Here is a 24044-nt window from a genome sequence, read left to right on the forward strand (position 1 = left end):
AGGAAAGATCATGACTGCGCCTGTGCGTTTTCATCAAAAAGTGGCCATTGTTACGGGCGCAGCCCAAGGCATTGGTCGTCGTGTTGCCGAGCGTTTGCAGGCCGAAGGGGCTTGGGTGCTGGCCGTAGACCGTTCGGAACTGGTGCGGGAACTGGCCGACGAGGCGGTCTTGACGCTGGAAGTGGATCTGGAAACCGTTGAAGGTGCGCAGGCCGCAGCCCAGGCGGCGCTGGATAAGTGGGGGCGTATTGATGTTTTGATCAATAACGTCGGGGGCACGATCTGGACGCGTCCTTACGAACATTACACGCCGACGCAGATCGAGGCCGAGATACGCCGCTCCCTGTTTCCAACCCTGTGGTCCTGTCATGCCGTGTTGCCCAGCATGCAAAAGCAGGGGAGCGGGGCCATTGTGAATGTGTCCTCGATTGCCACTCGCAGCATCAACCGCGTGCCTTATGCCGCGGCCAAAGGGGGCGTCAATGCCTTGACCGCCTCTTTGGCTTTCGAGAATGCCCAGCGCGGCATTCGGGTCAATGCTGTTTCACCCGGCGGGACCGAGGCACCGCCACGGCGCATTCCTCGCAATACCCAGAACCAGGAAGATCCCCAGGAAGCGATCTGGTATCAGCAGATTGTGGATCAGACCGTGTCCAGCAGTTTGATGAAGCGCTACGGCAGCCTGGATGAACAGGCCGCCAGCATTTTGTTTTTGGCCTCGGACGAGGCGTCCTATATCACCGGCACTGTCTTGCCAGTAGGAGGCGGCGACCAGGGCTGATCAAGCGATGCGCGCGGCTGGTAGAGCGAAGGGCATCAAGACAAAAAAACTCCATTTGGGGGAGACAAATCATGAACACACGAGAAGTTAATGAAGTGATTGAGCAGGCGCGCTTCGGGCGCTTTCACTGGATGGTGATGAGCCTGTGCGCCTTGTTGCTGATATTCGATGGCTATGACCTGTTCATTTACGGCGTGGTCTTGCCGGTGCTGATGGACGAGTGGAATTTGACGCCGGTGCAAGCCGGGGCTTTGGGCAGCTACGCCTTGTTTGGCATGATGTTTGGTGCATTTGTATTCGGGCCGCTGGCAGACAAGATTGGCCGCAAAAAAGGCGTGACGATCTGCTTTGCCTTGTTCAGTCTGGCTACATTCTTGAATGGTTTTGCGAGTTCACCGACCGAGTTTGGTGTGTATCGCTTTCTGGCTGGCCTGGGCTGTGGCGGCTTGATGCCCAATGCCGTAGCCTTGATGAATGAGTATTCGCCTAAACGTTCGCGCAGTACCTTGGTGGCGATCATGTTCAGTGGCTATTCATTGGGCGGCCTGTTGTCGGCGGCGATCGGTATCTACATGCTGCCGCGTTTTGGCTGGCAGTCCATGTTTTTCTGTGCGGCCATTCCGTTGTTGCTGCTGCCTTTCATTGTCTGGAAGCTGCCAGAATCGTTGGCGTTTCTGATGCGTCAGGGGCAAGAGGAAAAAGCACGGCGTATTGTTCAGGCTCTGGCCCCTGAAATGGGCGTGTCTCAAGATACCGTTTTGACTTTGAATGAACAGAAACAGACGGGCGTGCCCATGCTGGATCTGGTCAAGGAAGGGCGCTTGCTGGGCACCTTGATGATCTGGGTGGCGTTTTTCTGCTGCCTCTTGATGGTCTATGCCCTCGGTTCCTGGTTGCCTAAACTGATGGCCAATGCGGGCTATAGCCTGGGTTCCAGCCTGTCCTTTTTGGTGGCCTTGAACCTGGGCGGCATGTTTGGTGCGATTCTGGGTGGTTGGCTGGGAGACCGTTTCAGCTTGCCTAAAGTGGTCGCCTGGTTCTTTTTGGTGTCGGCGGTGTCCATTACCTTGCTGGGTTTCAAGAGCCCGACGCTGGTGCTGTACGTGTTGATCGTGATTGCCGGTGCCACCACCATTGGCACGCAGATCCTGCTGTACGCCAATACGGCGCAGTTCTATCCCTTGTCCATGCGTTCTTCGGGCCTGGGTTGGGCGTCAGGAGTAGGGCGAATCGGTGCCATTGCCGGGCCTTTCCTGGGCGGTACCTTGATGGCGGCGAAGTTGCCCTTGCAGATGAATTTCATGGCCTTTGCCGTACCGGGACTTATCGCCATGCTCGCGTTTCTGGTGTTTCTGGCATCCTCGCGTTCATCACCTAAAGTGGCTTTCAATGCTGTGGTAGGTTGAAAGCACCAGGGCAGGTGGAGAAATGGTCATGCCAAGTTCTCAACGGGCTTGAGTCGTGCCAACAGGCTCCAGATCGTTATACTTGTTCTTTCCGGCAGCTTCCTGATTGTGGGGCTGCCAGAAGCAAGGTTCATCTACACCGTTTTCAATCGACGCATGCCAGCCTTTCAAATTGAATGGCTGGCATTGTCTATGGAGCTAGCCAGAATCATGACCGCCAGCAGTTTTTTGTTATTTTTACCCGCCTGTTTTGCTCTGAATATGGCCTTCGGCCCCAACAACCTGCTGTCCATGACGGTAGGGGCCAAGCAAGGCGTGTCGACTGCCCTGGTGGCGGCCATGGGGCGTCTGGTCGCTTTTGCCATCATGATTGTGGTGGCGGCCTTGGGAATGGGAACCTTGTTGATGGTCTCGGAAACGGCCTTTACCGTGGTCAAGCTCGCGGGGGCGGCGTATCTGATCTGGCTGGGCATCAAGGTACTGCGTGCCAGTGGTAAAACGTCAGCAGAGCAGACTGAGGTGAGCAAAAAAGATATCTGGGGCCTGGTGCGTCAGGAGTTCTTCGTGGCGATTGGTAATCCTAAGGCCATTCTGATTTTCACCGCCTTCTTCCCGCAATTTGTGGATATGAATAACTATTGGGCCAGCTTCATGACACAGGGTGTGATTTTCCTGCTGCTGGAAGTGATCGCGATTGCGGCGTATGCCTATGTGGGGACCAGGCTGTCCGGCGTGATGCAAAATGCGCGTGGTCTGCGCTGGGTGAACCGCATTAGCGGCAGCATGATGATAGGTTTTGGTGTGATCCTGGCCATGGCGCGACGTTCCTGATGTGATAGGCCCGCCTAGGTCTGTGAAAAAGAGCTCTCCTTGCGAGAGCTTTTTTATGTCTGTCATCCGCTTGGCAAGGCCAAGCCTCATGTTTTTATGGGTGTTTTTTTTAGTTCAATACAAAAAGCTTGAAAACTCCCATGTTGTTGTGGGAAGTGCCCGTTTTGTTTGTGTTTCTATTTGTACAGGGTAAACACTGAATATGTTGTTTAATCCTTGAAGTTTGTAATTTTTTTGCTAGGATGAAAACTCGTCCTAGGCTTTTTTATTACATAAATAGCAGGAGGCTTGGATATGAATGATATGCCCATGAACTGGCCCAGTGATTTCCCGAGTAAACACGATTCAATATAAGATTTCCAAGAAAAACGGAGACCATTAACCAGCCAAGCCGCCCTATGGGCGGCTTTTTCATTGGTGTTTAAGTGTTCTGGTTTTTGTAGTGATGTATTTTAAGGTTCACCCTGTCGTTTATTGATAATATTTCAATGCTGAATCGCCTATGACAGGGAATCCCCACTGGGCTATCTTAAATTATGATTTATTGCGCTTGGTGGCTTGAAACAATACGGAGCAGAAAAAGAATGACGGGCGTCAAGACCTTGTTTGTTTTATGTTTTCCCCTGCTTCTTGGCGCTTGCTCCAGTATCGCCGTTACTTATCATAGCGACCCCGAAGGAGCCACTGTCGTTTGCAATGGCAACGTCTATGGTGAGACCCCACTGACCATTCGCTATGCGCTTAGCGATGACGATAAGCGCATAGGAGTTCTTTATACGGACTCTTGTTATGCGCAGTGGCTCAGTGGATACCGGGTTTCGTATAGCAATCGGGTGCACCTTCCCCGGATTCCGGTTTTTGGCTATCAAATGGCCAAACGTCCTTTGGGAGACGGTTATGCACAGGACGCGGATTACGGTTTGCGGGTGCAGACCTTGCGGCAACTGCGCGCGCAACAAGAAGAAAACCGTAGATTGATGCAAGAGCAACTTCGAGAGCAGCGTAAAACCAATTGCCTGCTGCAGGGGAAATCAAAATGCTAGTGCTCCTTCAAGCAGCCAGCCCTGACCGCCCAAAGGATGTTTTTACGTAACCAGCTTTAATCGACGATGTAGAGCTTGGCGCCCGTCTGGGTGGAGGAACGATGCGGCTCGGCATTGTCAGCCACATGGTAGGACTGCCCTGGCTCCAGGGTGAAGCAGCGTCCGTCTTTCAGTTCAGTATCAAGTTTGCCTTCCAGGCACAGCAACATATGGCCCTTTACGCACCAGTGGTCGGCCAGATAACCGGGGCTGTATTCCACCATGCGTACGCGAATGGGGCCAAATTGCTGGGTGCGCCACAAGGCCATGCCTGTTTCGCCTTTGTGTTCAGTGGGCGTAATGTCAGACCAGTTGACGGTGCAAAAGGGTAGGTTCTGAATATCCATGCTTTTGTGGCTCGTTTGAAGGGGGGCTGTTTATAGTAGGCCTGTTTGCGGCGTTTGATTTGCCGCCTTATCAATTTTTCCTGATACAGGCGATTTCAATTTAGAAATTTGCTGATGTCACAAACGCAGCCAGATCAGTAATACTCGCGCTCAACAAGGGTTCGTCATGGCACTTGTAATGACAAAAGGGGAAGCGCATGAGTCTGTCTCAATCATTATTATCTGCACGCCATCATCGATGCTGGAGCGTGTTGGCCGCTGCCTTGTTGCTATCGGCTTGCAGCAGTGTGCCTCAACAATCGGTACAGCGCCAGGCGGTCTTGGCGACTGTCCCACAAACGGCCTCGACCTTGGGTACGCAATGGGGAGAAGGGCGTGAGTCTCGAGTCTATTCCGTCCAGGCCCAGCCCATCGAGCCACAGCGCGATGAGCTGCAATTGACCTATTCCGATGAGCGTAGTATTTATCAGGCTTTGGGCCGAAACCTGGATGCCCAGCGCAGCATCTTGCTGGATCAAGGTAAAGTGGAATTGTCTGTGCATGATGGACGTGACGTGCCTTTGACGATTTACAGCAGCATCGGGCAGAAAAACTATCAGTTGGCGGGCAAAGCAGGCGAGCGGTACGTCCTGGTCTATACCAATCGCAGCTCCAGGCCTTATGAGATCGTCACCACGGTAGATGGCCTGGATGTCTTGTCGGGCAAACCGGGCAGCCGCAGTCATAACGGCTATCTCTTGCAGGCTGGCGCTGTCTTGCGTATTGAAGGCTTTCGTAAAAGTGCTGATGAAGTGGCGGCTTTCCGTTTTTCTCCTAAAGATAGGTCCTATGCCGCGAATACCTTGGCGGGCGACGCGCGCAATATTGGGGTGATCGGTACGGTGCTGTATGAAGTGCGCCCGGTGACGTCTGCCCAACCCGCCGTGCGGTCGCCCAATCCTTTTCCTGCCGATAAGGGCAATGGGCACTATGCCCCTGCACCGCGTTACTAAAGCTTGATCGTGTCTTTTCGTTGACTTTTACGTGCATAGCTTTCATCGCCGTTCAGCTTGAACAGCACTGAGAAAGGCTGCGGGGTGGTCAAACATCCGCTTTAGCGGATCTGTCACTAAGGCTGGGCTAAAATCGCTTTTTCAGTTGTGTTCTTGGAGAAGGTATCGATATGAGTGGCTCCTTTACTTTTATGGTGGTATTGGCGTTTTTGGCCGTGATCGTGGTGATGGCGGGGGTCAAAGTTGTGCCCCAGGGTCAGCAATGGACAGTTGAGCGATTTGGTCGCTACACCCGCACCTTGACACCAGGCTTGTCCTTGCTGGTGCCTTTTATGGATCGCGTGGGCCGCAAGCTCAAAATGATGGAGTCTGTGCTGGATGTGCCTTCGCAAAGTGTGATTTCCCGCGACAACGTGGCGGTGACAGCGGATGGCGTCGTGTTTTATCGCATTGACAATGCGGCCCAGGCTGCCTATGAGATTGATCACTTGGAACTGGCCATTGTGAACCTGACGACCACGAACCTGCGTTCGGTTCTGGGTTCGATGGAACTGGACCATATGCTGTCCAACCGCGAAGTCATTAACGATCGTTTGCTGGCGGCAGTGGATGCGGCCACCACACCTTGGGGGGTGAAAGTCACTCGCGTGGAAATCCGTGATTTGAATATGGCGCCTGAGTTGCAGGAAGCCATGAATTTGCAAATGACGGCAGAGCGCCATCGTCGTGCTGCCGTGACCAAGGCCAGTGGCCAGAAAGAAGCGGAAGTGCTGCAGGCTGAAGGCGAAAAGCAAGCAGCCGTATTGCGTGCTGAAGGTGAAAAGCAAGCTGCTATCTTGCGTGCTGAAGCGCGTGAACGTGAAGCCGAAGCTGAGGCCCGCGCCACCCGTGAAGTGTCCGAAGCCATCAAGAGTGGTGACGTTCAGGCCTTGCAGTATTTTGTTGGCTTGAAGTATGTGGAAGCCTTGCGTGAGGTGGGTACAGGCCCGAATAGCAAGTTGGTGCTGATGCCTTTGGAGGCAAGCGGTATTACTGGTGCAGTGGCGGGTGTGACCGAGCTGCTCAAGACCACCGCTAACAAGGCGGGGCAAGGCTAAGCGAACAGCGGGAGGTGCTGATCTTGTCATTCATTTTCGATTCCTTTTGGTATTGGCTGGTGTCTGGTGTCGTGCTGGTCGCCGCCGAGGTCCTTATTTCCGGCGTCTACCTATTATGGCTGGGCCTGGGGGCCTTGACGGTGGGCTTGTTTGCCGCCGTCTGGCCGGATGCTCCCTCCTGGTTGCAATGGCTGATTCTGGCCGTTGCCATGCTGGGCTGGGTGGTGGTCGGTGTGCGCTGGCAGCGGCGCAGTCGGAGCAATCAGCCCGACATTCTGAATACCGGCTTGAGTGCTTATGTTGGTGCTCATGCTCAGGTTAGCGAAGGTTTTGTAAATGGCCGGGGACGTATTCGGCTGAACGATAGTTATTACAGTGCTACTGCGACCCGGAATCTGGAGCAGGGCGCTGCGGTTGTGGTCTTGGCAGTAGAAGGTGCTGAAATGCGTGTTCAAGCTGTTGAGCAAGATAAATAGCAGGGTGTTAGAACGATGATGAACAATCGCTACGGCAAGCTGGCTTCTTTGGTGTATCACCTGGATAAGCCGGTAGGACGCTCTTTCGGGGATGTGGAGTACTACCTGGAGCGTCTGCGAGGAACAAGCGGGCCAATTCTGGAACCCGCAGTAGGCACAGGGCGTATTTTGATTCCCTTGCTGCAAGCGGGGCTGGAGGTCAGCGGCTTCGATCTGTCGCAGGAAATGTTGGATTACTGCCAACGTGAATTGGACCTGCGGTCTTTGAACTCACAGATTCAACTGGCCGGTTTTACGGATTTCACAGCAGATCGTCTTTGGGAGGCGATCGTGGTGCCGGCCGGCTCTTTTCAACTACTGGACTCGTTTGAGCAAGGCATGGCCGCGCTACGCCGTTTTCATGCCAACCTGAAGCCAGGTGGACGGCTGTTGTTGGATCTGGACCCGGTCGCGGCGATTGTCAATGTGCATCCCGGTATGCGGACCTGGTCGGCCCCTCCGCATGGACTGATTACCCTCAATGCCACCGCTCTGGACAAAGATTACTGCGCCCAGGTAAGCCGTGAAATGCATCGCTACGAGTTGTGGGAGCATGGTGTCTTGCTGGAAACCCAGCTGGAACAATTCTCGCTGCGCTGGTGGGGTGTTCAGGAACTGCGCATGGCGCTGGAGCAAGTGGGCTTTGGCGAGATTGTTATCTCCGGCGGGTATCAGTACGGCAAGACACCGCAGGACACTGACGGAATTATTTCGTTTGAAGCGCGCAAGCTGTAAGACTGGGACTGGGACTGGGACTGGGACTGGTGCCAGTAATCGTATTAGTGTGGTGGCCAAGGTGGAAACCGTACGCGATATGAGCAATGGCATAGGTTCATGCGTGGATACTGGTACGGCAACAGCAACAGCAACAGCAACAGCAACAGCAACAGCAACAGCAACAGCAACAGCAATTGCAGGATTGCAAGCTGTTGGACTTGGATCCGGACGACGGATGCTTTCAGCCCTATCTGCTTTTATATTGGTTCTACAACCTGTATTCAGCCCCGCCGCACAAGGGCAAAGCCTGATACAGGATGAACAAGGCTGGGTTTATGTAAATGAAAGGGGCGAAGCAGTTCTGCGCCCCTTTATTTACGACAACGGCCCCGATTATTTTGAAGAGGGTCTGGCTCGTTTCGTCGCCAAAGGGAAGATGGGCTTTCACGATCAATCACTGAAAATCTGGATTCCGGCCCGTTACGATTTTGCCTTTCCTTTTGTGGAGGGCAAAGCCAAGGTTGGTATGAATTGCAAGCTCATTTCACACGGCGAACACCGTTCAGTTCACTGCCAGCACTGGGGAAATATTTCCAATCCTTTGACAGCACCAAAAGATCAGCCCGAAAACTAGTCCGTGCACAGTACACTGCAGTACAGAACTTATCCGGAGAACACGATGAAGAAATGGGGAATCCTGGGACTGGTTGGCGTCTTGTCTGCTTGCGCCAATCAAGCCTCGACACAACCACCCGTGGGTATTGCCAATCCGGCCTCGGCTTATTGCCTGGAGAAGGGCGGGCGTTTGGATATCGTCAACACACCAACAGGGCAAGTGGGCATGTGTACCTTGCCGGATGGCACGGTGATTGAAGAGTGGGAGCTGATGCGCCGTGACCACCCTTCGGCAAAGTCCTGATGTCAGATCATAAAAGCCAGCTATTTGCTGGCTTTTATATTAGCGTTCGATACGGACCTCAAAGTAGGCTTCGGACTCGCCCAGATCACGAAAGCCATCGCTCATGGCGCGCGTGGCGGCGGCAATCCATTTCTTGGCCAGGGCAATGTCTTCCCCGGACAATTCCGTCTCTGCCGTTTCTTCGGCCAGTTGCCACGCTCGATAGGCCTGGACCACGGCCTCCGGGCCTTGCATGACTTTTTCTAAGCTGCGGCGAAAACGCTCCTCAGCCTCGCGGCGGCCGCGTTCGGTGATATCGGAAGGAGCGTCGTGCAAAGTGATGGTATAGGACATGATGCTTCTTTTTGCTGTATGGATAAACAGTAATTTAGCATGTCTTTTTATCTTGAGCCAGATTTTTGTGATGTCTGTGGCATCAACTATGAGTCGGCTTTTTTTTGCACCCCCAAACAGGCTGAAAAGATGCGTGCGCTTGTTCGGCTTTGCACAGCTCGCCCAGCCCTGATTTTCCACCATAGACGATCTACCCGAGCCCGTAGGTATACTGCTTCAAACAGATTTACGCTTTCTTTTTCATGGCCGAGGTTCAGGGTGCAGCTTGTCGTAATTGGCAGTATTACCGTTGATATTGTGGTCTCAGGCATGCCAGCCGAGCTGGCGCGTGGCGACAAGCAGGAAGTGGGTTCGATCGATTTGTACCCCGGAGGTGGTGCGCTGAATGCGACAGCCAGCTTTATGGGGCAAGGCGAGTCGGTTCGGCTGCTGGGGGCGCTGGGTCGAGACGGCCTGGGGGCGCGTTTGCGCTCACAGATCAAGCAGTTGGGAATAGATGTCAGCAGTATGCAGATCTGTCCTGATCAGCTCACCGGTAAAGCCATTGTCCTGGTCGAGCCGTCCGGCAGTGCTTCGGTGCTGGCACGACGTGGGGCAAATGCCTGCCTGCGTGTCCAGGCTCAAGACTTGCAAGCAGACCTGATTTATGTGGCTCCCTTGGCCTTGCAGCCTATGGAAAGTGTGGCGCAGGCCTTGGCGGAAAGAAGGGATACCTCAGCTTGCTTGGTGGTCAATCCCAGTGTGGCGTGTTTGCAGCATCAAGGCCAGGGGTTCAAACAGGTCTACGCACGCGCAGATGTGCTGGGTTTGAATGCGGTGGAGGCGCAAATGCTGGCAGGCGTTCAGGACGCTGATATTCAACTGGAATTATCCATTCAGGAAGCGTACGAGCTGGCTCGACATGTGCAACATCATTCCCGGCAAGCTGTGTTGATTACCTTGGGTGTGCAGGGGGCGGTGCTGGCTTTCAATGGACAGCAGTATGTGCAGCCTGCGAGCAAAGTCATGGTGCGTTCAACAGTTGGGGCCGGGGATGCGTTCCTGTCCAGCTTTGCCTTGGCCTGGAAACGGGGCCTGAAACCGTCAGAGGCCCTGGATTTGGCCAACCAGGCAGCGGCAGCACGGTTGGGACAGTGGGCGGCCAATACGTTTCCGCCTCTGTTCGGGCAAAGCGCGGAGGATATTCTGGCTTTGTGATTACCCAACAAACAACAGAGTAGAACAATCGCAAGGGAGAGGGGATGGCTGCTGCTGTCATTATTGTGGGCGTATATCTGCTGGTGATGGTGTTATTGGGCATCACACTCTGTCATACCCGTCCCCAGACATGGAAACGGGATACGGCTTTATTAATGATTACGCCCTTGGCTGTCCCTGTGGTTTATGTGATTTTTACCGTTCTTAAGTGATAGGGCACAGATGCAAAGCGTCTTTGTGTGGCCTGTTGTTGCGCGTTGTGAGCCTTTGCTGTTTTTTTTGCCGCAGAAGTAAGTTTGTGTAGCTCGGTTCTCGTCTTTGTGTCTGCGCTGTGTCTGTTCTTGACAATCGTTGACTTCGTGTTCTGAAGGTGGGCAGTTACCATGGTTTCAAGCTTGTTTTAGTTGACACCTCAGGATACGCATCATGATTACTGCCTCGAATCTGATCGATTATNCTGCGCTGCGATAGCACGCGACACAATATCGCGCGGCGCCAGCTCGGCCCGAGCGTCGTAGTCCGGCATGAAGCGGCGGCCTTGCTTGTCCAGCAGATGTCCTCCTTCACCACGCAAGGCTTCGGTCAGTAGAAAGGTCGGGCCCTGAGCATGCAGGCAGGTCGGATGAAACTGCACAAATTCCAGATCGCGTATCGCAGCACCCACGCGCCAGGCCAAGGCAATCCCTTCGCCCAAGGCGCTGTCAGGATTGGTGCTGTGCGCATACAGACTGCCCAACCCACCTGTTGCCAACACCACGTGGTCAGCCACAATGGTTTCGTAGCGGCGGCTGTGTTTGTCGTAGATATCCACGCCCGCCACCGCGCCTTGTTCGTTGCGGCGTAGGGCTAGCGCCAGGCAGTCCGTACGCTGCTGGACATGAGGGGCTTGAGCCAATTGGGGAAACAGAGCGTGCATGATGGCGTAACCGCTGGCATCGGCTGCGTGTACGATGCGTCGCTGACTGTGCCCACCTTCGCGAGTCAGATGCAATTGGCCATCTTCCGTTCTGTCCAGAGGAACCTGCCTTTCCAGTAACCAATGCACTGCAGCGGGTGCGGCTTGCAGAATTCCGCGTACCGCTTCCTGATCCGAGTGCTGCGCACCGGCTTCCAGTGTGTCTTCAATGTGTTGTTCCAGACTGTCTTCGGCATTGAGTGCGGCGGCCAGACCGCCCAAGGCCATGGGGCTGGCCCCGCAAGGCGTGGGGGTACTGCTGAGCAACGTTACCTGCATCGAGGAGGGCAAGGACAGGGCCAGACTGGTACCCGCCAGTCCCGCGCCGATGATTAGCACCTCCGTCTGTGTTGAGCCTGCTTGCATCAAGCGGCTCCTACATGCTGGAATTGCTGGCTGTGTTCGGCCAAGTCCGTGCTTACGCGCAGATTGTTTTGCAGTGCAGCAGCAAAATCCATCATGCGTTGCAAGGAACGTCGTGCGCCTTCACGCAGGTCAGGGTCCACTTGAATACCAGGACCTGCTTGACTCAAGCGTTGATGCAACGCCTCCAGACTGTTCAAAGCCATCCAGGGGCAAAAGGCGCAGCTTTTGCAGGTGGCGCTTTCGCCCGCTGTGGGAGCAGCCAGAAAGGTTTTACCCGGCGCCTGCTGGCGCATGGCATGCAAAATCCCTTGATCAGTGGCGACGATAAAGATGCTGGCAGGATGGTTGATGGCAGCGCGCAGCAGTTGCGTTGTTGAGCCAACCACATTTGCCAGCGCCACGACAGAGGCGGGCGATTCGGGATGCACCAGTACTTGGGCATCGGGGTGCTCGCTCATCAAGGCCTTCAATCCATCGGCCTTGAACTCGTCATGGACCAGGCAGGAACCTTGCCAGAGCAGCATGTCTGCGCCGGTTTGCTTCTGAATATAAGAGCCCAAATGACGATCTGGTGCCCACAGAATCTTTTTGCCTTGTGCGTGTAAATGCCGCACGATGTCCAGGGCGATAGAGGACGTTACCACCCAGTCCGCCTGAGCCTTGACGGCTGCGCTGGTATTGGCATACACCACCACTTCCCGGTCTGGGTGCGCAGCACAGAATTGCTTGAAATCCTCGGGCGCGCAACCGAGATCCAGCGAGCACGTTGCCTCGTCATGTACAGCCAGTACGCGCTTTTCAGGGCTCAGGATTTTGGCAGATTCAGCCATAAAGCCCACACCGGCCACCAACACCGTGCTGGCCGCATGCTCCTGCCCAAAGCGTGCCATTTCCAAAGAGTCACCCACGCAGCCCCCGGTTTCCAAGGCCAGATCTTGAATATCAGGATCTGTGTAGTAGTGGGCGACCAGTACGGCGTCTTGTTCCTTTAACTGCTTGGCCAAGGTTTGTTTCAAGGTGGCCTTATCGCTTTGCAGGTTGAGTTTGGAAGGGACCTCATGCCAGGCAATCTGACGGCTCAACGCGTCTTTAGCGCCGGGCTGACAGACATCAATGGGGAAATGCTGAATCATGTTCGTCCTTGATGCTCACTTTGAGCATAAGTGGATTAAAAAAATGGGAAATATGACTTTTTGAGCGAAAAGAAGAGTGTCTCTATTGTTATGCTTTTTTTGAGCATAAATAAAAAATCGGTGTTCTGCAAGCACAAGAACGGGAGAGGGGAAGAAAAAAGAGGGGTGCCCCGCTTTGGACTCTTGGGCTCAAAGCGGGGAGAAAACCCTTTAAGGCGCAGGGTTCGGGGTGTGATGATGAATCGCGTTGATCTTGGTGATCAGCTCATCACTTAATTGAACATCCACACTGGCGATGTTTTCACGTAGTTGCTCCAGCGTGGTCGCACCGATCAGATTGCTGCTGGTAAAGGCTTGTTGGTTCACCCAGGCCAAGGCCAGTTGGGTGGGCGTCAAACCGTATTCGCAAGCCAGCTCGTTGTAGGCCAGCGCGGCCTCACGGGCACGAGGGGCATCGTAGCGGGTGAAGCGCTTGTACAAGGTCAAACGTCCTTTTTCGGGACGCGCACCGTGGTCATACTTACCCGTCAACACGCCCATCGCCAACGGCGAATACGCCAGCAGACCCAGGCCCTCATAACGGCAGAATTCGGATAGCCCCTCTTCAAACACGCGGTTCAGCAGGTTGTAGGGGTTCTGGATCGTGGCAATCAAAGGCAGAGAGCGGGAGCGCGACAACTCCAGAAAGCGCGAGACACCCCAGGGTGTTTCATTGGACACACCGATGTGACGCACCTTGCCTTGACGCACAAACTCGTCCAGTACCGAGAGGGTCTCTTCGATGGGGATGGTGTCTTCTTCTTTCCAGGGGTAGCTACGTTGCCCGAACGTCACTGTACTGCGATCTGGCCAGTGCAACTGATACAGGTCCAGATAGTCTGTTTGCAGCCGACGCAGGCTGTCATGCAGGGCTTGTTCCAGATTCTTGCGATCCAGGCTGGTGCCGCCATTGCGGATATGGCCAGGGCGCTTGGGGTCACGTTGGGGACCGGCGATTTTGCTGGCCAGAACAATGTCCTTGCGGCGGCCGGTTTTAGCCAGCCAGGTGCCGATATAGTGCTCGGTCAAACCTTGTGTGGCCGCCATGGGGGGAACAGGGTACATCTCGGCGGTATCCACCAGATTCACACCCAGTTCCAGGGCAAGGTCCAACTGAGCGTGCGCATCGGCCTCGCTGTTTTGCTCCCCGTACGTCATGGTGCCCAAACCAATCAGGCTGACGTCCAGGTCTGTATTGCCCAGCTTGCGGTATTTCATTTACTTCGACTCCCGAAAACGCAGGGCCGGGCGGCCCTACAAACCGTGCATGGTAGCGTATTTAGCCAGCCTGCCGCTGTGCCGATTGAACAGATTCTTCATAAAAAAAACATCGCAAGTTATTTGCGATGGCTTTGCGTTGAGGCACGACTGTAGTGCCGAGCTGTTTCAGGCCGCCTCATCATGCTCCGGCAAGGCAGGGGGTGCAGGTAGTGGACGATTCGGCAGCAAAGGCAAACCGTGCTTGCTGCGCAAACGCTGGCAATCCACATTGGGGCTGCCATCCAGTTCCCAGATTTGGTAGTCGCGACAAGGGGTGGGGCGATCTGGATAAATCGCACAATGAATCCCAGGCTGGCCTAAGGTGCCACGTAAAGCAATACAGCGACCTTCACCTTGCTCTGTCCCCTTCATACAAGCGCGTAATGGGCCAACCTGAGTGGTCAACTCGACAGGCACCGTACCGCCTGTTTCGCCGCTTAGCTCACCGCTGTAAAAAGAGACCCGAAAATGGGAACAGCACACGCCGCAGCTTAAACAGGGGTTTTCATCAAAAATCTCGTCATTGGGTGGCGTATAAAGCACCGATTCCAATGTGGTTTCCTGAGTGCCGGGTAAATCCAGGAATTGAGTCGGGGTAGGCGGGAGAGAAGAGCAAGTCATGTGCGTAGGTGTCCCGTAGCGGCCGCAGATCCGTTTCAGACGAGATCGATGATCTGCAGGCGTAAAGCAATTATTTTATTTTTGCCCGAAGAACTTGAATAGAAAAATCGTGTGGCAGTGGGGTAGCTTGATGCTGGCTGGAGACAGATTGTGTGTATCTATATGTTTCATCACTCTGCCGAGACAGGAGGGACGTGAATTTTTGAAAACCTGCCTGTTTTTTCATTTAATTCTTATAAAACAAAGAATTGCGATACTTTTTTATCTAAGAGGCTACTTTTGTAGAAGAATCATAAAAAAAAGATCACCTTTTTTTATATAAAAACACGAAATAGTGTTGACAGCCTCATAGGGAAGATCTATTATTTCATTTCTTCACCGCAGGCGGTTAGCTCAGTTGGTTAGAGCGCTACGTTGACATCGTAGAGGTCGCTGGTTCGAATCCAGTACTGCCTACCAGAATACATGCACACAGCTCCAAGCTGTGCCAAGAAAAGCCCCAAAGATCAATGCTTTGGGGCTTTTTTGTTGCCCAGCGTTCCAAGCTGTGCCAAGCCCCGCTAAGGTATTTTGGGGGCATGAATGGGGGAGGGCATGGCTATTTTGGCGCTTTCTCCAGTTGTTCGTTCAGGTAGTCTGCCCCCCCCATTGGTTCAGCGATCTTTGTACTTCACCTTACGTCACAACATACCGAGATATAGCAAAAAAATGCGCTGCGCTGCCAGCCAGCACGAATAGATGCCAAATACCGTGCCAATGACGAAAGCGTTCGTCAAACACAAAGAAAATGATTCCGGCGGTATAAATTGCGCCACCTGCTGCCAACCAGGAAAAGCCCTGCGGGCCCAAATTGGAGGCCAGTGGCCCTAACGCCAACAATACAATCCACCCCATAACGGCATAAATCACCAGGGACAATCTGCGTGCCGGCGAACGAGGGCGGATATCCTGCAGGATGCCAATCAGTGCCAAGCCCCAGACCACACCGAACAGACTCCATCCCCAAGGCCCTCGCAGCGTGACCAGGCAGAAGGGCGTGTAGCTGCCCGCAATCAGCAAGTAGATGGAAAAGTGATCCATCTTGCGAAATACGTTTTTGGCTCGTCCCTTGAAGCAGTGGTACAGGGTGGAGATCAGGTAAAGCAGGATAAGTGTGGCGCCATAGATGGCCGTGCTGGTGATGCGCCAGGGATCACCGGTAAAACTGGCCATGACAAGCAACCAGGATACGCCGCCCACAGCCAGAACTGCACCGATCAGATGGGTCCAGGCATTGAATCGTTCACCGTAATACATGATTTTTTCTTCTCTCCAGGTAGGTTGCATGTACATTGCATGACCGTAGTCGTAAGGGGAAAGCGTAGTGGATAAATCAGGGTCTCGCATTGGTGTTTATCAAGTCCTCGCCTAGGTACGTGGTTTAGCGTACCGAGACGCTCAGGTAAACCCTAATTTCTGCTGAACCTGCCCGGCCCTAGGATAAGAACAGCGCGACGTGCGTTCTTGTTCAGGGAGGAGAATCATGAAGTTTGTGCTTTATAAAGACAAAGGTGGCGAATGGCGGTGGCGATTTAAAGCGGCGAATGGAAATATTATTTGTGTCAGTTCGGAAGGCTATACCAGCAAGCAGAGCGCGCAAAACAGTATTGAATCCGTGAAGAAAGGGATACCCGATGCTCCGGTTGTCGAGGAGTAGATGAGAAACCCGTGCCGCCTGCCTTCGTCATTCAGGTGGGCGGACGTCAACGTGTGTCCGTTTGCATTGGTATCTCGGGCTTTGCCGCTGGCACGCCCGCCTGGGTGAGACCATCGTAAGCGTCAGATGGGCATGGTTGATCCGGAGCGGGCAAGCCTTGCGTTGATTGCCAAGTGCAGACGCTTACGGCTGGGCGGCATGAGCAGTGCAGCTTGACTGTTAGCAGGCTGGCCCGTCATCCGTTTCGCGCTGACTATTCCAGTGCTTTTTCTTGGCCGCGCACGACGCCGCAGCGTTTATGAGCTTGCATGACGACAGCAACATTGCTGTTGAGCACGCCTTCTATTTCCCCCAGTCGACGTGTCACCACATCCCAGAGCTGCAGGCTGTCTCTGCACAAAATATGCCAGAAAAGCTGTGAAGGGCCACTGGTACCGAACAGGCAACGGGTATTGGGGTCTTGCGCCAGGTGTGCTGCCAAGGTGTTGACGGCTTGGGGGCGTACCTGCACGGATACCACCGCCTCAACTGGGAATCCTACTAAAGCGGGCTCCACTTCAACCCTGAATGACAGCGCCTTACGTTCCACCAAATGTTGCAACAGTCGCTGTGCAGTGGGTTCGCTCACGCCTGCCTGTTCCGCCAGTTCGGCCAGACTGGCCCGTCCATCTTGTTTTAGCCAGTTGGCGATCCGCTGTTCAGCCTCGGTGAGGGCAAGAGGGGTGTGTGCGGAGCGTGTGTCTGTACTGTCGTTTGGGTCGGCCTGTATGCGCCATTGGCCTGCGCGTCGAAAAGACCGTAATACCAGGCGAGCATCGACGTGCTCGACTCCTGGCATGCAGGGCAGAATGCGGGTCACCAGTTCGGGCATGTCCGCTTCATCGGCCAGAGTCAGTTCCGCCATCAGGTCAGCCGAGCCGGCCAAGGTGACAACCAATTGGCAGTTCTCCATTTGAGCCAGTGCGTCAGCCACGTGAGGGACCTGACCGGCATGGCAACGCACCCAGGCATGCAGTACGACCCCCTTGCCTGTTGCCAGTGGGTCGGTTTCTGCAATGACGCGCAATGCGCCCGTTTCCAAAAGACGTTTGATTCGCCTGCCCACGGTACGTTCGGCAATGTTTGCGGCTGCGCCCAGCTCCCGCCAGGAGGCCCGTGGGTCTGCTTGCAAGGCAATCAAGCAGGCCAGATCGGTGTCATCGATCGTGGGCAGCAAGGGTTTACCCTTGCTTGACGTGACCATATTCATCTAATTAACCTTCTTCAATTGCTAAAAAATAAACTTTTTAATCTTTTTTTGTCTAAAAATAAATAAATTGAGGAATTCATGAGCTCTCCCTCTCATCGTCCGAGCGCCCCACCTGGTCTCGACCCTGCCCCGGTCTCGCGCGTTCGTACCATTGTGGCTGGCAGTGTAGGCAATGCGGTTGAATGGTTTGATTGGACCATTTACGCTTCCTTTGCTATCTTTTTTTCCAGCCAGTTCTTCCCTGAAGGCAATGAAACCACGGCCTTGCTCGCTAGTTTCGGCATTTTTGCGGTGGGCTTTTTCATGCGTCCCATCGGTGGCTGGTTGCTTGGCATCTTCTCCGATCGTTACGGACGCAAGGCCGCTTTAGGGCTGACTATCCTGATGATGGCCGGAGGGTCGCTTATTATCGCAGTAACCCCGACCTATGCTGCAATAGGTTTGGCGGCGCCTCTTTTGTTGACGCTGGCCCGTTTGCTGCAAGGCTTGTCTCTGGGAGGGGAGTATGCATCGGCCACCACTTTCTTGACCGAGATGGCGCCCCCTCATCGCCGTGGTTTTTATTCCAGTTTCGTCTTTTTCAGTGCGGCGGTCGGTATTTTGGCGGCCTCGGCCGTGGGCTGGGTGCTGACGACCTGGTTGAGCCGGGCGGAGATGTCCGAGTGGGGGTGGCGTATTCCGTTTCTGCTGGGGGCATTGGGCGGTGTGGTTGGCCTTTGGATTCGGCGCTCGATTCCCGAGACCGAGGCTTTTTCCGAAAGCAAAAAAGCGGGTGTTGAAAAACAGCCTTTGCGCACCTTGTTGCGTGAGTATCCCGTGGAAGTGCTGCGTATCATCGGTTTTTCCATTCTGACGACCTTCGCATTTTATATCTTTGTCGCTTACGTGCCGACCTACGCCATCCGCCATGTGCAGGCCGACCCCAAGGTGGCCTTTGCGGCCAACACGGTGGCGTTGATTGTGTTCATGGTGGTGCAGCCCTTGTTTGGCGCTTTGTCTGATCGTATCGGACGCAAGCCGCAATTGATTGTGTTTGCTGCCGGGTATTTGTTCTTCTTTTATCCGCTCATGAGTACGCTGGGGCCGTCTTTCGGTTCCATCCTGATGGTGGAGCTGTTTGGCCTGGTGCTGTATGCCATGTATACCTCGATTGGCCCTGCCATTATGTCTGAACAGTTCCCAACCAGTGTACGTGCGGTCGGTATCGGGGCACCCTATAACCTGATGGTGGCGTTGCTGGGCGGCACCACACCTTATTTGTTGACCTGGTTGCAAAGCAACGGCCTGGAACGCTGGTTCTTTTACTATGTCTTGGCCGGTGCCGTGATTACCTTGGTCACGTTCATCCGTATGCCCGAGACAGTCGGACAAAAACTGCGCTGATCGCGCCCGTTTCGCCCGGTGTCAGGCCGGGCATCTACAGCCCGCCAGGCGGGCTGTGTGACTTTCAGGAAGCTCCATGTTGAAACAAGATGTCGCCCTTCATTTTCGAGATGCTCTTCAGATCGGTCTCGAGATTCGACAGGGCCGATTCAGCGCCCGGCACGTTGCCACTTATTTTCTGGACCGTATCGAGCGTGCCGCCGAGCTCAATGCCTTTAGTGTGATCACAGCCGAGCGCGCCTTGGCACAAGCAGACGCGGCCGATCGTCTGCTGGCTGCTGGCATCGTGCTCGGGCCCTTTCATGGTGTGCCCGTTGTGGTCAAGGATAGTATGCAATGGGAAGGAACCGAGGCGACTCTGGGTTCGCAAAGCCGTGCCGGCACGATCAGTACGCAGACGGCCACCGTACTGCGTTCGCTAACTGCACAAGGCATGGTGGTGCTGGGCAAAACCAGAATGACTGAGTTCGCCTTCGGTTTGTCTGGACAGAACCTGACCCAGGGGACGGCACGTAATCCGTGGGATGCCACGGTAGCCCGCGCTCCGGGTGGCTCGTCCAGTGGGAGTGGCGTGGCGGTAGCGGCCGGTTTGGCGCCCATCGCCATGGGAGGGGATACCGGTGGTTCAGTGCGCGCGCCTGCCACATTGAATGGCCTTGTGGGTTATAAGCCTTCGACCGGAATGATCAGTTGCGCGGGCAGCTTGCCCTTGTCTGCGACCCTGGATGTTCTGGGGCCGATTGCTCGTAGTGTGGCCGATGCACGCCAGTTGGCGGCTGTATTGGCGGGGCCGGACATAGCAGACCCCTCGACTTTGGCTTTGCCCGCCGCTTGTGTGGCCGCCCTGCGTGCACATGCGGCACCGATACATAGCCCCATTGCGGTATTGGATGCCCAGGCCTGGCCCGCCACCTTGGACCACGCAACGCAATTGAGTTGGCAGGACACGCTGGATCGCCTGCTAGCGGCGGGCCTGGAGATACAAACGTGGACACCACCGCCCACTTTATCGTTTACCCGTTTGGCAGACGATAATTCAATTGTGCTTGCCTATGAGGCCTATCGTTATTATGGTGAGCTTGCCACTGATTCTCGACAAGTCTTGTGGCCGGTGGTGCGGGACCGTATTCTGGCAGGCGGGATGATTGATAGCGCGTCTTATGAGGCCGCTTTACAAAGACGCAGGGCCGACATGCACACTTTTGCGCAAGCAATGCAGGGGTGGGCCGCCTTGTTGATGCCCGCTTGTGATCAGGTGGCCCAAGGGCTGGATCCCGAGGATGTCCGGCATGCGGGCTTGGGGAAGTTACTGCGTCCCGGCAACTTCTTGGGAGCAGCGGCCATTTCCCTGCCTACCGGCTTTGATGAGCCGGGCTTGCCCACAGGCGTTCAATTACTGACACCGCGTGGACACGATGCGGCCTTGCTCGATTGTGCCCATCTTGTTGAACATGCGCTTGGCCGACTTTCTCGCTATCCGGATTTGGGACACTGGGGGCTATAAATCCTATGTGTTTCAGTCAGGCGGCTGGACGGCGTATGAGGTAACAGCATCAGCCCCCGAAGCAGGGGCTTGTGCTGTCTTTGGAGTCGAAGGCTTAGCCGCGTTTGAACAAACGCTCGTGCATCCAGCCGTCGTTGGTCAGAATCAGAGCGGCTTTACCCGAGATTTCCTCAGCCTTTGCCTGCTTCGCAAAGTTTCTGTAAGTGGCGCCAATCCCCTCGGATTGGGCCCAGTCTTCTGCATCTTCCAGCTTGAAGCGATAGTTTACTTGTGAGACTTTGACACCCATCATGTCGCTGGGCTCAGTAAAGTTGTCTACCGCTACAACGGTGAATTTACCTGTGCAAAAGGCATCGTGTCCGCCCATTGTGTTGGCCCCGTTCGGAACCAGGAATTTTTGGCCGGTTTCAGTCAACTGATACTCGGAGCCCGGTTCCATCTTGTTACCGAACATCGCTTTGACTTCGGTATCGCGTTTGCTGAGTAAGCCGGCTTCTACCAACGCATCGGCCCGTTCTTTGCTGCTGCCTATCGTGCCACGATTGGATAGCGTAAATGGCGAGCCCTTTGCCGGAATGGCAGCACATAGTCCCTTTTGAGTATCCAGATACGTTTGAATCGCCGTGCTGAAATTGCTTTTATTGGCATCTTTGGCACTACCGCAGGCGGCAAGCAAAACGATAGCACTGCTCATGGCGGCGATTTTGATGACGGTATGCAAAACAAACTTCCCCTGTAGGTTAAACAATCGGTCGCCTAGTATAGCGGCGTCGTCGGTGCTATTTTGGGCAACGCTGTTTTAGCAGTGTGTCTAAATGTCTCTTGTTAAGGGGCTCCGTCTTTAGCGTGTAAGAGACGTGATGGATTGCCTAAGAGACGTCCATGCCGCGCGACTTATGCGAATGTAGTTGGCGTTGGCTTGGTTGCGGTTGCCCAGCTCAGACTAGGTGAGCCGGGCAACAGCGTGCAAAAAGGCCTGGGTTTAATCCAGCATGGCCTCCGCTTCAATCTCGATCAACCATTCCGGACGGGCCAGACCATGGATCAGAATCCAGGATGAGGGCGGGGGATTGACGGGGAAGCGTTTGAGCAATGCGGCGGCAATGGCCTCTTGCTCTTGGGGCGAGCTGGCATCTTCCCGAATGAAAATCCGCAGCATGATGACTTGGTCGATGGTGCCGCCTGCTTCAGCCAGAACCCGTTCTATATTGTCCAGTGCCGCGTCGGTTTGTTCGCGCATACCGCCGCTGACGGTTTGCTCTTGGGCGTCGACTCCCACTTGGCCGGACAGCATGACACGGCGTTGGCCGGTAACAACCAGACCTTGGCTAAAACCATATTGCAAAGAATTGAATACAGTGGGCGGGTTAAGGGCGCTTTTAGTCATCTTCATAAACACATAAAAAGTCAGTTGAGGTGGTGTATTCACGCACCAGGGGCGTATCTTGGGGCTTTATGTCAGAAGACAAGAGTAGAGCCGGGAATGGGGGCTTAACCGGTTTGAGGACGTCTTACATCGGCTTGCTGTCATTGGCTGATCCAGCCGCTAAAATGACATGTCTACCTACCTAAAGAGGCGCATATGGAAAACGACAAGTCCATGATTCACGGCAAATGCCTGTGCGGTGCCGTTTCAATCCGTGTTCAGCAAGACAAGCCTTCGGTCAGTGCGTGTCATTGTGGCATCTGTCGCCATTGGTCCGGTGGTCCGTTCCTGTCGCTGGAGTCCCATGGAATCCCGGTGGTCGAAGGGGAGGAGCACGTACGCTCCTATGCTTCCTCGGAGTGGGCGGAGCGCAGTTTTTGTGCTGTATGCGGCACGCATTTGTTTTACCGGCTCAAGGCGGGTGGTTTTCATGCTATTTCTGCTGGCTTGTTCAAGGATAGTGGGAGCTGGCCGTTCGCGCTGCAGGTCTTTATTGATGATAAACCTGATAACTATGCGTTTGCTAATAAAACGCGGGAGATGACGGGCGAAGAGGTAGTGAAGTTGTTTTCCTGATCCTGGTTCATGTACAAGGACAACGCTGTGATGAAACCAATCCTTTTCCTGTCGCTGTCTGCGTTACTGGCCGCTTGCGCCTCTTCCAACGCTGACCTTGCGACTCAGCAAGACGTAGACCTGAACAGATACATGGGCACCTGGTACGAGCAGGCGCGTTTGCCCAATAGTTTTCAGCGCGAGTGCGCCGGGGATGTGCAAGCCAATTACGTGATGGAAGCCGACAAGACGATTACCGTTACCAACCGCTGCCAGGGTGTGGACGGAAAAGAGCAGGAAGCCATTGGTCAAGGGCGACTGTCCAGTAGTATGGAACCTGCGGATCCGGCAATATTGGAAGTGCGCTTTGCTCCGAAGTGGTTGTCCTGGTTTCCCATGGTCTGGGGCGATTACTGGATCATGAAGCTGGAAGGGGACTATCAATACTCTTTAGTCGGGACACCGGACAGGAAATATCTCTGGGTTCTATCCAGGGAAAAACAGGCTGATCCGCAGGTCGTGAACCAATTGCTGGATTACGCAGCCGCGCAAGGCTTCGCGGTGCAAAAGGTAGTACCGACCAACAAGTAGCGCGTATTCGGTAATGGCTCGATCAACACCTGCATAAATCAAAGCATCTCCTTAGGGTTTTTAGTAATAAGCATGGGGAAATTAGATCGTTTTGAATAGCTTGTGGCTGTGGTCGAATGGCACGACGGTATGTATCGGACGTGCCATTTTTTTATCGGAATGTTTTTACTATGAAGTCGTTTTTAAGCATTGCCGCGACCCTTACCCTGGCGTTGGTGGCTGGCGTGGCCCAGGCTGATCGTCTGGATGACATCAAGAAAACGGGTGTCTTGAAAGTAGCGTCTTTCGACAGCAATCCACCGTTTGGTTTTGTGGATCAGAAGTCCCGTCAGATCACAGGTCTGGATGTGGATTTTGCCCAGGCTCTGGCTGACAAGCTAGGCGTGAAGCTGGAAGTCTTGCCAACCAATCCGGCCAATCGTGTGCCGCTGCTGACGTCCAATAAAGTAGACCTGGTTCTGGCCAACTTCACCATCACGCAAGAGCGCGCCAAGCAGGTTGATTTCAGCATTCCGTACTTTGCATCAGGCCAGCAGTTCCTGGCTAAAAAAGGCGTCTTGTCCTCGCCCGAGCAGTTGAACTCGCTGCGTATTGGCGTGGATAAAGGGACGGTCAATGAGATCGTCCTGCGTGAAAAATACCCTCAGGCCAAGCTGGTGGCCTATGACGATACGCCCTTCGCCTTTACCGCTTTGCGTAACGGCAATGTACAAGCCATCACTCAGGATGGTCCCAAGCTGATTGGTTTGCTGGCCAATGTGCCGGACAAGGAAAACTATGAAATCCCGGCCTTCAGCATTTCCGAGGACTTGATCGGCATTGGTATCCCCAAGGGCGAGACAGCACTGAAGTCTTTTGTGGATGAAACCTTGCTGGAGCTGGAAACCCAGGGCAAGGCACAAGCCATTTACGACGTCTGGTTTGGCCCTCAGTCCAAAACGCCGCTGGAGCGTTTGTACCGCATCGGTCAGCAACAGTAAGTCATCACTTGCTTGCAGGCCAGCCTTGAATGTTCAGGCTGGCCTTTTCCTGTTTGTGTTTTTAACAGC

General features: G+C 54.3%; 28 protein-coding genes and 1 tRNA gene. 19 read left to right on the forward strand and 10 right to left on the reverse strand.

The genetic code is table 11. The features are described 5' to 3' along the window. Nucleotides 1-10: 10 nt before the first annotated feature. From ACDI13_RS16695 to ACDI13_RS16710, 4 genes are all read left to right on the forward strand, one after another. On the forward strand, nucleotides 11-781 hold the full coding sequence (locus tag ACDI13_RS16695) for a 1,6-dihydroxycyclohexa-2,4-diene-1-carboxylate dehydrogenase (RefSeq protein ID WP_372372525.1): 771 nt from the start codon (nucleotides 11-13) through the stop codon (nucleotides 779-781). A 71-nt stretch (nucleotides 782-852) separates the two neighbouring features. Continuing rightward, nucleotides 853-2187 carry an MFS transporter gene (locus ACDI13_RS16700; protein ID WP_316989987.1) on the forward strand — a complete coding sequence of 445 codons (1335 nt, stop codon included), beginning with the start codon at nucleotides 853-855 and terminating at the stop codon, nucleotides 2185-2187. Nucleotides 2188-2397: 210 nt separating this feature from the next. Continuing rightward, nucleotides 2398-3018, forward strand: coding sequence for a LysE family translocator (locus ACDI13_RS16705; RefSeq protein WP_316989989.1), 621 nt, complete (start codon nucleotides 2398-2400; stop codon nucleotides 3016-3018). Between the two features lie 584 nt (nucleotides 3019-3602). Then, a complete protein-coding gene (locus ACDI13_RS16710; RefSeq protein ID WP_316989986.1) occupies nucleotides 3603-4061 on the forward strand; it encodes a PEGA domain-containing protein in 459 nt (152 codons plus the stop codon). 56 nt (nucleotides 4062-4117) lie between these two features. On the opposite strand, the gene ACDI13_RS16715 is transcribed toward ACDI13_RS16710, so the two are convergent. Then, nucleotides 4118-4447 (reverse strand): DHCW motif cupin fold protein, encoded by a 330-nt coding sequence (locus ACDI13_RS16715; protein ID WP_316989985.1) that lies wholly within the window; start codon nucleotides 4445-4447, stop codon nucleotides 4118-4120. 197 nt (nucleotides 4448-4644) lie between these two features. Here ACDI13_RS16715 and ACDI13_RS16720 point away from each other — a divergent pair, with 197 nt between their 5' ends. The 6 genes from ACDI13_RS16720 (at nucleotide 4645) to ACDI13_RS16745 (ending at nucleotide 8687) form a co-directional block, all read left to right on the forward strand. Continuing rightward, on the forward strand, nucleotides 4645-5439 hold the full coding sequence (locus ACDI13_RS16720) for a hypothetical protein (protein ID WP_316989984.1): 795 nt from the start codon (nucleotides 4645-4647) through the stop codon (nucleotides 5437-5439). Between the two features lie 170 nt (nucleotides 5440-5609). After that, nucleotides 5610-6536: an SPFH domain-containing protein gene (locus tag ACDI13_RS16725; protein WP_316989983.1), complete on the forward strand. Its 927-nt coding sequence runs from the start codon at nucleotides 5610-5612 to the stop codon at nucleotides 6534-6536. A gap of 14 nt (nucleotides 6537-6550) precedes the next feature. After that, on the forward strand, nucleotides 6551-7012 hold the full coding sequence (locus tag ACDI13_RS16730; protein ID WP_316989982.1) for an NfeD family protein: 462 nt from the start codon (nucleotides 6551-6553) through the stop codon (nucleotides 7010-7012). A 15-nt stretch (nucleotides 7013-7027) separates the two neighbouring features. Then, a complete protein-coding gene (locus ACDI13_RS16735) occupies nucleotides 7028-7786 on the forward strand; it encodes a class I SAM-dependent methyltransferase (RefSeq protein ID WP_316989981.1) in 759 nt (252 codons plus the stop codon). A gap of 61 nt (nucleotides 7787-7847) precedes the next feature. Next, nucleotides 7848-8402, forward strand: a complete 555-nt coding sequence (locus tag ACDI13_RS16740) for a WG repeat-containing protein (RefSeq protein ID WP_316989980.1) — start codon at nucleotides 7848-7850, stop codon at nucleotides 8400-8402. 45 nt (nucleotides 8403-8447) lie between these two features. Next, entirely contained in the window at nucleotides 8448-8687 is a 240-nt protein-coding gene (locus tag ACDI13_RS16745; protein WP_316989979.1) for a DUF333 domain-containing protein, read from the forward strand. A 39-nt stretch (nucleotides 8688-8726) separates the two neighbouring features. Here ACDI13_RS16745 and ACDI13_RS16750 read toward each other — a convergent pair whose 3' ends face one another. Continuing rightward, complete coding sequence (locus ACDI13_RS16750; protein ID WP_003800394.1) at nucleotides 8727-9020, reverse strand: hypothetical protein; 294 nt, start codon at nucleotides 9018-9020, stop codon at nucleotides 8727-8729. A 258-nt stretch (nucleotides 9021-9278) separates the two neighbouring features. On the opposite strand from ACDI13_RS16750, the gene ACDI13_RS16755 reads away from it, so the two are divergent. Beyond that, nucleotides 9279-10217 carry a carbohydrate kinase family protein gene (locus ACDI13_RS16755; protein ID WP_316989978.1) on the forward strand — a complete coding sequence of 313 codons (939 nt, stop codon included), beginning with the start codon at nucleotides 9279-9281 and terminating at the stop codon, nucleotides 10215-10217. A gap of 44 nt (nucleotides 10218-10261) precedes the next feature. Further along, entirely contained in the window at nucleotides 10262-10429 is a 168-nt protein-coding gene (locus ACDI13_RS16760) for a hypothetical protein (RefSeq protein ID WP_316989977.1), read from the forward strand. A 218-nt stretch (nucleotides 10430-10647) separates the two neighbouring features. On the opposite strand, the gene ACDI13_RS16765 is transcribed toward ACDI13_RS16760, so the two are convergent. The 4 genes from ACDI13_RS16765 to ACDI13_RS16780 all read right to left on the reverse strand — a co-directional run bounded on the left by ACDI13_RS16765 (nucleotide 10648) and on the right by ACDI13_RS16780 (nucleotide 14513). Continuing rightward, on the reverse strand, nucleotides 10648-11538 hold the full coding sequence (locus tag ACDI13_RS16765) for an L-aspartate oxidase (protein ID WP_372372526.1): 891 nt from the start codon (nucleotides 11536-11538) through the stop codon (nucleotides 10648-10650). Next, complete coding sequence (gene nadA, locus ACDI13_RS16770; protein WP_316991054.1) at nucleotides 11538-12671, reverse strand: quinolinate synthase NadA; 1134 nt, start codon at nucleotides 12669-12671, stop codon at nucleotides 11538-11540. Before nadA ends, ACDI13_RS16765 begins: the two co-directional genes overlap by 1 nt. Before the next feature lie 210 nt (nucleotides 12672-12881). After that, nucleotides 12882-13928 carry an NADP(H)-dependent aldo-keto reductase gene (locus ACDI13_RS16775; protein ID WP_316991055.1) on the reverse strand — a complete coding sequence of 349 codons (1047 nt, stop codon included), beginning with the start codon at nucleotides 13926-13928 and terminating at the stop codon, nucleotides 12882-12884. Nucleotides 13929-14096: 168 nt separating this feature from the next. Beyond that, on the reverse strand, nucleotides 14097-14513 hold the full coding sequence (locus tag ACDI13_RS16780; RefSeq protein ID WP_316991078.1) for a YkgJ family cysteine cluster protein: 417 nt from the start codon (nucleotides 14511-14513) through the stop codon (nucleotides 14097-14099). A gap of 460 nt (nucleotides 14514-14973) precedes the next feature. On the opposite strand from ACDI13_RS16780, the gene ACDI13_RS16785 reads away from it, so the two are divergent. Further along, nucleotides 14974-15050 (forward strand) — tRNA-Val (locus ACDI13_RS16785). A gap of 216 nt (nucleotides 15051-15266) precedes the next feature. Here ACDI13_RS16785 and ACDI13_RS16790 read toward each other — a convergent pair. Continuing rightward, complete coding sequence (locus ACDI13_RS16790; protein WP_316991056.1) at nucleotides 15267-15887, reverse strand: hemolysin III family protein; 621 nt, start codon at nucleotides 15885-15887, stop codon at nucleotides 15267-15269. A 226-nt stretch (nucleotides 15888-16113) separates the two neighbouring features. Here ACDI13_RS16790 and ACDI13_RS16795 point away from each other — a divergent pair, with 226 nt between their 5' ends. After that, complete coding sequence (locus ACDI13_RS16795) at nucleotides 16114-16287, forward strand: YegP family protein (RefSeq protein WP_003800466.1); 174 nt, start codon at nucleotides 16114-16116, stop codon at nucleotides 16285-16287. Nucleotides 16288-16540: 253 nt separating this feature from the next. Here ACDI13_RS16795 and ACDI13_RS16800 read toward each other — a convergent pair whose 3' ends face one another. Beyond that, a complete protein-coding gene (locus tag ACDI13_RS16800; protein ID WP_316991057.1) occupies nucleotides 16541-17536 on the reverse strand; it encodes an Lrp/AsnC family transcriptional regulator in 996 nt (331 codons plus the stop codon). 78 nt (nucleotides 17537-17614) lie between these two features. On the opposite strand from ACDI13_RS16800, the gene ACDI13_RS16805 reads away from it, so the two are divergent. Both ACDI13_RS16805 and ACDI13_RS16810 read left to right on the forward strand, forming a co-directional pair. After that, nucleotides 17615-18919, forward strand: a complete 1305-nt coding sequence (locus tag ACDI13_RS16805; RefSeq protein ID WP_316991058.1) for an MFS transporter — start codon at nucleotides 17615-17617, stop codon at nucleotides 18917-18919. 76 nt (nucleotides 18920-18995) lie between these two features. After that, nucleotides 18996-20423 carry an amidase gene (locus ACDI13_RS16810; protein WP_316991059.1) on the forward strand — a complete coding sequence of 476 codons (1428 nt, stop codon included), beginning with the start codon at nucleotides 18996-18998 and terminating at the stop codon, nucleotides 20421-20423. 94 nt (nucleotides 20424-20517) lie between these two features. Here the strand turns inward: ACDI13_RS16810 and ACDI13_RS16815 are convergent, their stop codons facing one another. Continuing rightward, on the reverse strand, nucleotides 20518-21117 hold the full coding sequence (locus ACDI13_RS16815) for a hypothetical protein (protein ID WP_372372524.1): 600 nt from the start codon (nucleotides 21115-21117) through the stop codon (nucleotides 20518-20520). 288 nt (nucleotides 21118-21405) lie between these two features. After that, on the reverse strand, nucleotides 21406-21810 hold the full coding sequence (locus ACDI13_RS16820; protein WP_316991061.1) for a RidA family protein: 405 nt from the start codon (nucleotides 21808-21810) through the stop codon (nucleotides 21406-21408). 195 nt (nucleotides 21811-22005) lie between these two features. On the opposite strand from ACDI13_RS16820, the gene ACDI13_RS16825 reads away from it, so the two are divergent. From ACDI13_RS16825 to ACDI13_RS16835, 3 genes are all read left to right on the forward strand, one after another. Then, nucleotides 22006-22425: a GFA family protein gene (locus tag ACDI13_RS16825; RefSeq protein ID WP_316991062.1), complete on the forward strand. Its 420-nt coding sequence runs from the start codon at nucleotides 22006-22008 to the stop codon at nucleotides 22423-22425. Between the two features lie 30 nt (nucleotides 22426-22455). Then, nucleotides 22456-22995 carry a lipocalin family protein gene (locus tag ACDI13_RS16830; RefSeq protein WP_316991063.1) on the forward strand — a complete coding sequence of 180 codons (540 nt, stop codon included), beginning with the start codon at nucleotides 22456-22458 and terminating at the stop codon, nucleotides 22993-22995. 170 nt (nucleotides 22996-23165) lie between these two features. Then, a complete protein-coding gene (locus ACDI13_RS16835; protein WP_316991064.1) occupies nucleotides 23166-23975 on the forward strand; it encodes an ABC transporter substrate-binding protein in 810 nt (269 codons plus the stop codon). Nucleotides 23976-24044: the final 69 nt, after the last annotated feature.

Origin of the sequence: Alcaligenes faecalis, assembly GCF_041521385.1 — a bacterium.
GTDB classification, from domain to species: Bacteria; Pseudomonadota; Gammaproteobacteria; order Burkholderiales; family Burkholderiaceae_B; genus Alcaligenes; species Alcaligenes faecalis_E.